Raw genomic sequence first — 12,052 nt, 5'->3', positions numbered from 1 at the left:
GGCGCCATCCGTGCCCACAAACGATACGCCGTCACTGATATTAACCTTTGGCGTCGATTAGGCAAAGGCTGGAAATCACTGAGCAGTGCACCCAGAACATATTACAACTGTAATGCGTATAGGAATAAGTTTGAGGAGTAGGGAATATACGATATTAGCATGGTGTATCACGATGACTTAGAAGAACGTCATCTGCTATTGCATAATGTGCTGAACTATTTGCTCAAATTTGATGAAATGCTACTGACTGTGATGTATGAGCTCTTCAGAAGCATAGGTAAAATGGAAGTGCCCCGCAGAAGATGGAAAGGTGGTAAACCACGTTTTCTGCAGTGATATCAAGGCGGTAAGATAGCGCATATTTATAACATATGCGTACCCCCTCTTGAAATACAGAACCCGTGATATGGTGCATCACGGGTTCTGAGTAGTTAGAAGTTAGCTAAGAATGTTTAAGTCTAGTATGGGACTAAAAAGACTCGACTCCCGCTCAGAGTATATGCACGGAGGCGGTGTTAGTTGTGCCGCTCGGTACCAGAGCACCGGAGACCATCACAACCACGTCACCTTTCAGACCCATGCCAATTTCCAGCGCGGCTTCTTTACCGATGCGATAGAAATCGTCGGTAGAGGCGATGCTGTCAACCACGTGAGCAACCACACCCTTGGTCAGTACCAGCTGGGCAGCGGTCTTCTTGTTGGTGGTGATGGCCAGGATCCAGGCTTTCGGGAAGTACTTGCGAATGGCCTTGGCAGATTTGCCGCCTTCGGTGGCAACCACGATCAGCGGGGCGTCCAGCTTCTCGGAGGTCTCGACCGCGCCTTTGCAGACCGCTTCGGTGATGCGCAGCTTGTTGCTGTCGTTGACAGCAGACAGGTTGGACGGCATCACGGCATCGGTACGCTCGCAGATGGTGGCCATGATGGTCACGGCTTCCAGCGGGTACTTGCCCTTGGCGGACTCACCGGACAGCATGACTGCGTCGGTACCGTCCAGGATGGCGTTGGCCACGTCGCCAGCTTCGGCGCGGGTCGGACGCGGGTTCTTGATCATGGAGTCCAGCATCTGGGTGGCGGTGATGACCACTTTGCGGGCTTTGTTGCACTTCTCGATGATCATCTTCTGGGCGAAGATAACCTCTTCAACCGGGATCTCGACACCCATGTCGCCACGGGCAACCATGATGCCGTCGGAGACAGCCAGGATCTCGTCGAAGTTGTCCAGGCCTTCCTGGTTTTCGATCTTGGAGATGATCTGGATGTTCTCGCCGCCGTGGGCTTTCAGGTGCTCACGGATTTCCAGCACGTCTTCTTTCTTGCGAATGAAGGAGGCGGCAACGAAATCAACGCCTTGCTCGCAACCGAAGATGAGGTCGCGCTTGTCTTTCTCGGCCAGGGCCGGCAGCTTGATGGAGACGCCCGGCAGGTTGATGCCCTTGTTCTCGCCCAGGTCACCGTTGTTGAGCACTTTACAGATCACTTCGCGCTCGGTGATTTCGATGACGTCCAGGCCGATCAGGCCGTCGTCAACCAGGATGCGGTTGCCGACGCGCAGGTCGCTGGCAAAGCCGGCATAGGTGACGGCGACTTTGTCTTTGTTGCCCACCACGGTCTGGTCGGTGGTGAAGGTGAAGGTCTGGCCGGCGACCAGGGAGACGTCGTTGCCGCCTTCGAGCTTGATGGTGCGGATTTCCGGACCCTTGGTGTCCAGCAGGATGGCTGCGTGCTTGCCGGTTTCGGCCATGACAGCGCGCAGGTTGCTGATGCGACCACCGTGTTCGGCGTAGTCGCCGTGGGAGAAGTTCAGGCGCATGACGTTCATGCCGGCATCCAGCATCTTACCCAGCATTTCTTTGGATTCGGTCTTGGGACCGATGGTGCAGACGATTTTGGTCTTTTTCATGTCAGTCTTCATGGTGCTGTTGTCATCTCTTCAATGTGAAATAGTCAGCGGGTCGGGGCAAAGGCGGCCAACGCCGGCAGTCCTCTGCCCTCCCGATCAAACAGGGCCTGGTTCTCCCAACCATTACCGAGGGGTTCGTCTATCCCGAGGAACGCCATGCCAGCCTGACTGGCCCAGCTGTCACCGGTGACCCGGATCCAGCCCGGCTCCCAGTAGACAAACCCGAGCCCGAGCCGATCCGGCACTGCGGCAATAGCGGCACGCAAGGCATCGAGAAACGCCAGTTGCCCCTCGGGCGTCGCAGCAAACCCGCCGCGCACGGCCTCCTGCTCACCGAAGGCATTGCGAACCGCGTCCTGGTTGACGGTATCGTGCCCATAGGCGGTCTCAACCACCAGCAGCGGGAGTCTGATTTGGGTGGCAAGGCTGTTCATGGTGCGCGAGAGGTCACCCAAGGATCCGTGCCAATAGGGGTAGAAGGAGAGACCCACCAGATCGAACGGCACATCGCGCGCCTGCATCGCCTTGAACCAGCGCAGGCACTGAGCCTCATCCCCTCCTTCAGCAAGATGCAGCATCAGTCGTGGGGTGATCCCCCCCTCGCTGCCAGCGCGGATCCCGGCGATGGCCGCCTTGAGCAGCTGGGCCAGTCGATCGAACCCCTCCTCTTCTTCCTGCCGGTGTAGTTGCCCCAGCGGCCACAGCATGCCGTTATTGAGTTCGTTGCCGACCTGTACCATTTGCGGCGGCACCCCAGCCTCGCGCAGGCGCTGCATCACGGCGGCGCTGTAATCGTGCAACATCGCCGCCAGTTCTGCTTCCGACTTGCCTCGCCAGGTCCGTGGCGTGTACTGCTTGCCCGGATCGGCCCAGAAGTCGCTGTAATGAAGATCGAGCAACCAGGGCAAGTTGAGAGCCCGGCTTCGCTGCGCCAGTGCAATCACCTTTTCCAGATCATTGTTGCCACCACCAAAGGGTTCCCCCTTGGCCGAGCGGGGATCGACCCACAGCCTCAGGCGCACCAGGTTGAGGCCACGCTCGCGCATCAGGGTTAGCAAATCCCCCTGTCGCGTTTCGTCCTGATAGTGAACGCCCAAGTGCTCGAGTTCGGCCAGGGTGGAGACATCCGCCCCTCGGATGGCCAGGTTGTGAGGAGCGGCTCCAGCCCCTGCACTGATCGCTCCCAGCATGACCAACAGTGGCCAGCTCAGCGGGAGGTACATGCTAGTGTTGCTCCGGCTCGTGCAGCTCGAACCACTGACCGAGCTCGCGGCGCAGGTTGTCCGAGCGCTTGCCGAAGATGGCCTGCACCTCGTCACCGATGATGATGACGCCGATGGCACCGAGACCTTGCAGCGCCTCGCTGTCGACCTGCTGCAAGGCATTGACCTTGACCCGCAGCCGGGTCAGGCAGGCGTCAAAGCTCACTATGTTGTCGTGCCCACCAAAGGCAGCGATGAGCGCGGTGATGGCCGCCTCGTCCAGCCCGGAGAGCGGCGCCTCGGTCGATTTTTCCTCCTTGTGGCCGAGGGCGGCGGCGAACAGCCGCTTGAAGTCCTGCATCTTGACCATTTGAATCTCCTAAACATAAAAAAAGAGGGCGAAGCCACTGGCTCCGCCCCGCAATCAACGGGCGCGACGCAGCACTCGGCAGCCGAATGGAGGCAGCACCAGCGAATCGCTCAGCGCCTCACCGCTCACCATGTCACTGTGACCACCCGGCAGAGTGACCAGGCGCTCGGCGTTGGCGAAGTTTTGCACGAACACGAACTCCTGCTCACCATCGCTGCGACACTGAGCTGTGACCCCCTCCGGCAAGGCTGGCAAAGCACGCGGCAGGGCCAGGGTCTCGATGAGATGGCCAAAGAAGTCGCGTTGGAACGCCAGATCATTTCGCGAGGCGACATAATAGGCGCGACCTGTCCCGTGCTCGTTGACCGTCACCGCCGGACGTCCGGCATAAAAGTCACCGTCATAGCTGGCCAGGGCCCTCGCGCCTTCCAGGTGGATGAGATCGCAAAGGTGAGTGACTTCGTAAGGGCCGCAGAGTCCGGCTTCGTTGCCAGCAAGACCCGAGACGGCGTTACGTTCCTCGTCATAGAGACCGTCTATCTCCTCTGCCCAGATCCCAAGGACCGGGCGCAGCGGCCCTGGGAATCCCCCCAGGTGACAGAGATCGGTCTCGTTGACGATGCCGCTCCAGTAAGTGGTAACAAACTGCCCACCTCGTTTGACAAAGGCGTCAACCCGTTCGGCAAAGCCATCGCGCACCATGTAGAGCATCGGGGCGATAACCAGGTCATAACCATCCAGCGCGCAGTCGGCATTGATGACATCCACCGCAACTCCTGCCTCCCAGAATGGGCGGTAGTGCTCGGCTACCGTCTTCTCGTAGAAGAGGCCGGCATTGCGCGGCCCCTGGGCATTGTCCATGGCCCAACGGCTCTCCCAGTCGAAAATGATGGCCACTTTGGCCTCGACGCGACTGCCAGCGACCTCTTGCAACTTGGCCAGGATCTCGCCTAGCGCCTGCACCTCGCGGCCCACCCGGGTATCGATGTGACCAACGTGATCGACCACGGCGCCGTGGAACTTCTCGACCGAACCACGGCTCTTGCGCCACTGGAAGTACTGCACCGAGTCGGAGCCGTGGGCTACCGCCTGCAAGGAGGAGAGGATATGCATTCCCGGCTTCTTGAGCTTGCTGATGGGCTGCCAGTTGGTCAGGCTCGGGGTCGACTCCATCAGGAAGAAAGGTTTGCCTCCCTTGAGAGTGCGCATCAGGTCGTGATACATGGCGGTGTACGCCGCCAGGGTCGAGTCATCGCCACTGTTGTGCCAGAGGGGGTAGCTGTCCCAGGAGATGAAATCGATCTCCTTGGCCAACTGCCAGTAGTCATAGTCGTAGAAGTACTCCATGAAGTTGGTGGTGGCCGGCAGGCTCGGGTTGGCCGCCTTCAAGGGCTTGATCTCCTCGGCACAGAAATCGCTCACCTGGGCGGTATTGAAACGCTTCCAGTCGAGGTTTAGGCCGTGGATCGAGCTCTCGCCGATGGGAGACGGGGATTCGATCTGTGACCAGTCGGTGTAGGTATGGCTCCAGAAGCTGCTCCACCAGGCGTGATTGAGCGCTTCTATGCTGCCATAACGAGCCTTGAGCCAGTCACGAAAGCGCTCCTGACAAAGCTCGCAGTGGCACTCGCCGCCGTACTCGTTGGAGATGTGCCAGGCGATGACACCTGGATGATGGCCGTAGCGTTCGGCCAGGGCACCGTTGATAGCGCGCACCTTGTCACGATAGACAGGCGAACTCATACAGTGATTGTGACGGCCACCGTGCAGTGCCTTCACACGTTCCTTGCTGACCCGCAGCACCTCGGGATAACGCTGGGAAAGCCAAGCCGGGCGAGCACCACTTGGTGTGGCGAGGAAAACTGACACACCGTTTTCGTGCAAGCGATCGAGCACCGTATCGAGCCAGCCGAATTCATAGCGCCCCTCTTGTGGCTCCAGGGAAGACCAACTGAAGATGCCGACCGACATCACGTTGCAGCGGGTCTGCTTCATCATCTCGAGATCGCGCTCGAACACCTGGGGATCATCCAGCCACTGATCCGGGTTGTAATCAGCACCATGCAGCAGAGCGGGCACCCGTTCACTGAGCGGGGGAAACTTGAACATCACACATCTCCTAAAACGAGGGGGCGCCGGCCATGGCCGGTCGCCCTATCGGTTGAAACCGGGTCAGTTGAATACCTTGATCGAGGGGAGCACATGGCCGGAGCAGTCAAACAGCGCCTGGTTCTCCCGGGCATTGCCCTCTTTCCAGTCGTCGTTGTTGTACTTCATCCCAGCCTTGGTGGCCCAAGTGGCACCATGGGTTGGCAGCCACGCAGGCTCCCAGTAGAAGACTCCCTTGCCACGCCCGTCCGGTACCGCCACCACGCTCTTGATCAGATCGCGCAGGAAGTCGGCCTGCCCCTGTACGCTGGCCGGGTAACCACCGTCGCTCGCCTCCTTGGCAGTGAAGTTGTTCTCGGCGTTGTCGCAGTTCTCCGTGGTGTAGCCGTAGGCGGCCTCGACCACGATCACATCCTTGCCATAGCGCTTGCTGATGTCATCCATGTTGGCCTTGAGGGCACTGATGGGGCCATTCCAGTAGGTGTAGAAGGAGAGTCCGATGATATCGAAGGGCACCTCGCGCTTGGCGACTTCATCAAACCACCAGACGAAGGTGTCGTTTTTGGTGCCCTCAGCCAGATGCAGCATCACCTTGATATCTTTGCCGTGCTCTTTCACAGCACGTACACCAGCCTTGAGCAGTGTGGCCAGGCGATCAAACTCCCCACCGTTTTGCCCCCAGCTCTTGCCCTCTGGCCATAACATGCCACCGTTGATCTCGTTGCCGACCTGCACCATGTCAGGCATCACACCGGCTTTTGCCAGGGCATCCATGCTTTCCTTGGTATGGGCGTAAACGGCATCCGCCAACTGCTCGACTGACATCGTACGCCACGCCTTGGGCTTGTTCTGGCGGCCCGGATCCGTCCAGAAATCACTGTAGTGGAAATCGAGCAGGAACTTCATACCAAGGGCCTTGGCACGCTTGGCAAGCGCTATCGTTGCAGCCAGATCGTTGTTACCACCGCCGTAAGGCTTGCCGTCCGCATCCTTGGGGTCTACCCACAGGCGCAGGCGAATGTAGTTAAAGCCGTTCTCCTTGAGGATTGCCATGGCGTCCTGTTGCTTGCCACTGGCATCAAAGAACTTGCCACCAAATTTCTCTACTTCGGCCAACATGGAGACATCAGCCCCCTTGATGAACTCCTGCGGTACAACAACTGGTTGCACCACCACATTTTCGGCAGCCACGGCGGGGGCATGCATACCCAACATGCCGGTGGCGAGCAGCGCCGCCATCACCAGCGTCTTCTTGATTTTCATGTCGAACGTCCTGTTTAACGGATTAACCTTTGGTCCCACCTGCGGTAAGACCGGAAACGAAGTACTTCTGCAAGGAGAGGTACAAGATGGCCACCGGCACCGCGATGAGCACAGCTCCCGCCGCATAGGTGGTGTAGCTGGCCCCCATCTTCTGGGCGACCAGGTTGTAGAGACCAATGGGCAGGGTGAACTGATCCGGGGTGCGCAATATGGTGCTGGCCAGGATGAAGTCGCCAAGCGGGCCGGTGAAGGAGAACAGTGCAACCACCGCAATGATGGGCTTGGAGAGCGGCATGATGATCTCGATAAAGATGCGGAAGTTGCCCGCCCCGTCCATGCGCGCCGACTCGTCGAGATCCTTGGGGATGGCATCGAGGTAACCCTTCATCAGATAGGTGTTCATCGGGATCATGCCGCCCACATAGACCAGCACCAGCGCCAGATGGCTGTTGACCAGACCCAGCATCTGGGCCAGCACGAAGATGGCGATGAGGGCCGAGAACTGGGGCACCATCTGCAACAACAGGAACAACATCAGGCCATTTTGCCGCCCACGGAAACGAAAGCGCGAGAAGGCATAGGCAGTGAAGCTGACGCTGATGAGGGTCAACACCATGGTCAGGAAACTGATCTTCATCGAGTTCCAGTACCAGGCGGCATAATCGATGCGACCGTCAAACAGCTCCTGATAATGAATAAAGGAGAAGTTTTCCGGGATGATCGAGGTGTTGAGCAGGCTGCTGCCCGGATTGAGAGAGGCTCCAACCGTCCAGATCAGGGGATAGATGATGATCACCGCAACCATAGCCAGCAGCAAATAGCTTAGGGTCAGACGGATGGCATTACTCTTTTTCAGACTGTGTTTGGCACTCATGGCTGGATCTCCTTACACCATGTCGTCTTGCTTGAACGAATTGGTCGCACGGAACTGCCACAGGGCAATGCCGACCACGAAGATGGAGAGCAGAATGGTGATGCTCGCTGCAATCGCATACTGGGATGACGACATGGTCAGCTTGTAGATCCAGGAGACCAGGATGTCGGTGCCGCCGGCATTGGAACCAGCCACCGCAGGTCCACCGTTGTTGAACAGGTAAATAATATTGAAGTTGTTGAAGTTGAAGGTGTACTGGGTGATGAGGATCGGAGCGATCGAATACAGCACCAGGGGCAGCGTAATGGTGGTCAGCTTGTGCCATGTACTGGCACCGTCGATGGTGGCCGCCTCGTAGAGATCATCCGGGATAGCCTGCAACACCCCAGTGGTCATGGCGAAGACGAACGGGAAGCCAAGCCAGGTCTGCATCAGGATGAGGGCCGTCTTGGTCCAGAAGGGATCTGTCATCCATGCCTTGGGGTCGATACCCAGAGAAGCCAGAATACCGTTGTTGATGACGCCAAAGGTCTCGTTGAACATGCCGGCGAACACCAGAATGGTGACAAAACCGGGCACTGCCCACGGCAGGATCAGGATGGTGCGGATGAGCGGCTTGAAGCGCAGATCCTTCTGATTGACCAGGATCGCCAGCAGCACCCCGACCGAGCATTGCAACGTGGTGGCGATCAGCGTCCAGATCACGGTCCACTGCAGCACGTCGAGCAAGGTCGAACGCCACAGATCGAGCTTGAAGATGTTGATGAAGTTCTTCATCCCCACCCAGTCCACCAGCTTGGCCGGCGGCGTGTGGTAGAGATCGTAGTTGGTGAAGGCGATGGAGAAACCAAAGATGATGGGGAACACCACCACGAACACCAGCAGGATGAAGCCCGGGGTGATCATCAGATACGGGAACCCTTCGCTCAGCAGCAACTGGTATTGCTTGCGCACACTGGTCAGCGCTACGCCACGATCCCGGCGATCGCCGTTAACATAGGCGTCGCGGACGCTCCAGTAGTAGATGGCGCAACCAAAGATGGCCACCAGTACGCTGATAACCCCCTTGGCCAGGAGGAAGACGGAGTTGTCCCGGGGCAACTCGGTGCCGAGGGTAAACAGCCCCCAGAACCCTTGAGATAGAAAATCATGGAATACGCCGAAGAAGCAGGCCATGACGGTGAAAAACAGGGTGCCCTTGACCCATTGCCGGTTATACCACTGACCGAGTCCCGGGATCAGCGAGAGCAGGGCGGCCACCTTGGCATGATGGGTTCTTGTACCGATCTGGGTAAGCGATCCGGAATCGACAACCACAATGTACCTCCTTTCCATTAAGAGCCCGGGCGGCCACGAATGCCGCCCGGCCCGAATTGGGCCTGCGCCCAACTTGTGTTATTGCTGCGCGTGGTTGACTTCGATCTGCATGTTGATGTTCTTGACTGCACCTTCCAGTGCCGCCTTCACATCCTGCTTGCCAGTCACGCCAAGCTGCAGTGCACTGTTGGCAGGGGTCCACACCTCTTGCATCTCGGGCACGCTCGGCATCGGAGTGGCGAAACCGGCCTGAATGGCCACGGCACGGGATTTCTCGTCATCTTTGATGAGCGGATCGTCAATCAGCGCCTTGAGCGGCGGGATCTCGCCGGTCTTCTCGAAGCGGACTTTGGCGTACTCAGGCTGGTTGATGAACTCGATGAACTGCTGCGCCAACTCTTTCTGCTTGGAATAGGTAGAGATGCTGTACCCTTTCACGCCGAGGAAGGAGCGCATATGCTCGCCATTGGGCAATGTCGGCAGCGGTGCGACACCGTAGTTCACCCCCGCATCCTTGTAGGGCTGGAACGACCAGGGTCCAGTAATGACGGCAGCAGCCTTCTTCTCGGTGAACAGGGAATCGATGGCGTTGGCACCGGTCTCACCCACGATACCGGCCGGGAAAAGTCCTTCACTGTAGAAACGCTTGAGGAAACTCACTGCATCGACCGAGCCCTGGTTGGCCAGGCCCACGTCCTTGACGTTGAGCGAACCGTTGGGGTTCTGGCCGAAGATATAACCCCCCATGGCTGCGACTACACCGTAGGAGTAATAAATCTCGTCAAACTTGGCGAGCAGGCCGTATTTGTTCTCCCCGCGCAGGGTCTGTGAAGCCTTGATCAGCTCGTCAAAGCTCTCGGGAGCCTTGGGTAACAGGTCCTTGTTGTAAACCATGACGATGGTCTCCACCGCCTTGGGCAGGCCATAGAGCTTGCCTTCATAAGTCTGGGCATCCACCGCAGGTTTGGTGAAACCAGCCAGATAGTCGGCCCCCGGCTTGATCTCGCTGATCAGCCCCTGTACCACGGCAGTACCAACCTGATCATGCGGCAGTACCAGCACATCCGGACCGATACCGGCCGGGCCATCCAGGCGCAGCTTCTCGATCTGCTGGGCATAGGGAGTTTCGAGGATCTTCACCTTGACGTTGTGCTTGGCTTCGAACGCTTTGACAGCCTCCTCAATGCCGTTTGATTTCTTGATGTCTTCCCACACCAGAAGTTCACCGTCAGCGGCACGGGCTACCTGGCCCAACCCCATAACGCCCAAAGACAACAACATTGCAGCAGTCAATTTGTTGATTTTCATATGATTTCCGTGTCCCTAACTCAGGTAAAAGCAGGTCTTCTCAGACCACGTAGGCAAAGTGAGTGTTACGATTCCATCCAGTCGGTGTAACTTCTGAAGCTTGTTACCAATTCGGGTGTAAAACAAAGCACAACCACATTACACGCCGGACTGGTCTGGCCTCTATGACACAACCTCACTACCACCTAATGCAATGAAAAATAAATGGTTTAATCCCATACATCAGATCCGGAGCAATACGCTCTATCACTTGATTTTTGCTTTACACAGCTCTTCGAGTGCACTGGAACAGCAAAAAAGGTAACGATTACACCGAATGGCTCTACGGTAAGCGGTGCTTGCCCAGCCTGCCAGTAGCACGTACCAAGGCTGTGATCTCATGCACAAAAGAAACAGCATTTTGTGCAACCGCTTACACCTGACTGATATAGTCCTCCCAAAGCCACAGAGTGAAACGGTGTGAAACGCCTTCTCCCTCCCAGGGCAAAGAAGCCGCAGCAGGGGCATGACTGCCCCCAGCATTTGCAGCTAAGGCATTTATTATCAAGGAGTTAAAGCTCATGGCGAGTATCAGGCTGAACAATGTGATCAAGCGTTTTGGCAGCAATGTGACCCTACATAATGTGAATCTGGATGTAGAAGATGGTGAGTTCACCGTCTTTGTCGGTCCTTCCGGTTGTGGTAAATCCACTCTGCTGCGCATGATCGCCGGTCTGGAAGAGATTTCGGACGGCCACATTGCGATTGATGAGCAGGTGGTCAACGATGTAGCCCCGGCTCATCGCGGGGTGGCCATGGTGTTCCAGTCCTATGCCCTCTATCCCCACATGACGGTGGCCGAGAACATGGGCTATGGCCTGCGGGTCAATGGCGTGCCGAAAGAGGAGATAACCCACCAGGTCAGCATGGTGGCCAAGACGCTGCAGCTCTCCCACCTGCTCGATCGCAAGCCCAAGCAGCTCTCCGGCGGCCAGCGCCAGCGGGTAGCCATCGGCCGTGCCATCGTGCGCAACCCCAAGGTGTTCCTGTTTGACGAGCCGCTCTCCAACCTCGATGCCGAGCTGCGTGTCGAGATGCGCCTGCACATCGCCAAGCTGCATCAGGAACTCAAGACCACCATGATCTACGTGACCCACGATCAGGTGGAGGCCATGACCCTGGCCGACAAGATAGTGGTGATGAACTATGGCAAGGTGGAACAGGTCGGCTCGCCGATGGAGCTCTACTACAAACCCTGCAACCGCTTCGTGGCCGGTTTTATCGGCTCACCCAAGATGAACTTCCTGCCGGCCCGCGTACTGGCCTGGAGCCCGGAGCAGATCCGGGTCAAGGTAGCCGGCCAGCAGGAGCTCACCCTGCCCATCCTCACCGAGCGACTCGAGCCGGGCAGCGAGATCTCCCTTGGCCTGCGTCCCGAGCATGTGGTGCCGGGCGCAGAGGGGATCCACCTCGCCTTTACCTGCGAGGTGGTGGAACGTCTTGGCAACAGCACCTACCTGTTCGGTCAGTGCTGCGGCACCGACGGCTTCAAGCTGCTGCTGGCAGGGGATGGGGAGTTTCATCCGTACCAGAAGATGGATGTCTTCTTTGCCCCGCAAAATTGCCTTGTGTTCAATGCCGAAGGGCTCAGGATCAGCCGCTGAACGCGGCTACTGCATGCCCCGATCCATTTTGCCCCCGCCAGTCGGGGGCTTTTTTTATCCCCG

General features: G+C 57.8%; 9 protein-coding genes. 1 reads left to right on the top strand and 8 read right to left on the bottom strand.

What is annotated here, in order from left to right:
- Positions 1-490: 490 nt before the first annotated feature.
- The 8 genes from pykF to ACB034_RS12610 form a co-directional block, all read right to left on the bottom strand.
- Complete coding sequence (pykF, locus tag ACB034_RS12645; RefSeq protein ID WP_231720615.1) at positions 491-1,903, bottom strand: pyruvate kinase PykF; 1,413 nt, start codon at positions 1,901-1,903, stop codon at positions 491-493.
- A gap of 44 nt (positions 1,904-1,947) precedes the next feature.
- Positions 1,948-3,126, bottom strand: a complete 1,179-nt coding sequence (locus ACB034_RS12640) for a glycosyl hydrolase 53 family protein (protein ID WP_042863745.1) — start codon at positions 3,124-3,126, stop codon at positions 1,948-1,950.
- Between the two features lies 1 nt (position 3,127).
- Positions 3,128-3,475, bottom strand: coding sequence for a glucose PTS transporter subunit EIIB (locus ACB034_RS12635; protein WP_041211339.1), 348 nt, complete (start codon positions 3,473-3,475; stop codon positions 3,128-3,130).
- 54 nt (positions 3,476-3,529) lie between these two features.
- A complete protein-coding gene (locus ACB034_RS12630) occupies positions 3,530-5,584 on the bottom strand; it encodes a beta-galactosidase (RefSeq protein WP_042016006.1) in 2,055 nt (684 codons plus the stop codon).
- A gap of 63 nt (positions 5,585-5,647) precedes the next feature.
- The gene (locus tag ACB034_RS12625; protein WP_231720616.1) at positions 5,648-6,847 is read right to left on the bottom strand and encodes an arabinogalactan endo-beta-1,4-galactanase; all 1,200 of its coding nucleotides are present in this window, start codon (positions 6,845-6,847) and stop codon (positions 5,648-5,650) included.
- A gap of 22 nt (positions 6,848-6,869) precedes the next feature.
- Entirely contained in the window at positions 6,870-7,721 is an 852-nt protein-coding gene (locus ACB034_RS12620) for a sugar ABC transporter permease (protein WP_041212959.1), read from the bottom strand.
- A gap of 12 nt (positions 7,722-7,733) precedes the next feature.
- The gene (locus ACB034_RS12615; protein ID WP_041212958.1) at positions 7,734-9,038 is read right to left on the bottom strand and encodes a carbohydrate ABC transporter permease; all 1,305 of its coding nucleotides are present in this window, start codon (positions 9,036-9,038) and stop codon (positions 7,734-7,736) included.
- Positions 9,039-9,116: 78 nt separating this feature from the next.
- Positions 9,117-10,346: an extracellular solute-binding protein gene (locus ACB034_RS12610; RefSeq protein ID WP_041212957.1), complete on the bottom strand. Its 1,230-nt coding sequence runs from the start codon at positions 10,344-10,346 to the stop codon at positions 9,117-9,119.
- Between the two features lie 560 nt (positions 10,347-10,906).
- On the opposite strand from ACB034_RS12610, the gene ACB034_RS12605 reads away from it, so the two are divergent.
- A complete protein-coding gene (locus tag ACB034_RS12605) occupies positions 10,907-11,989 on the top strand; it encodes an ABC transporter ATP-binding protein (protein ID WP_041212956.1) in 1,083 nt (360 codons plus the stop codon).
- The last annotated feature ends 63 nt before the right edge of the window (positions 11,990-12,052 follow it).

Source organism: Aeromonas sp. S18(2024), from assembly GCF_041402525.1.
Classification (GTDB): Bacteria; Pseudomonadota; Gammaproteobacteria; order Enterobacterales; family Aeromonadaceae; genus Aeromonas; species Aeromonas enteropelogenes.
The sequence above is the reverse complement of the archived record's forward strand: the minus strand, read 5'-3'. Positions and strand labels throughout refer to the sequence as shown.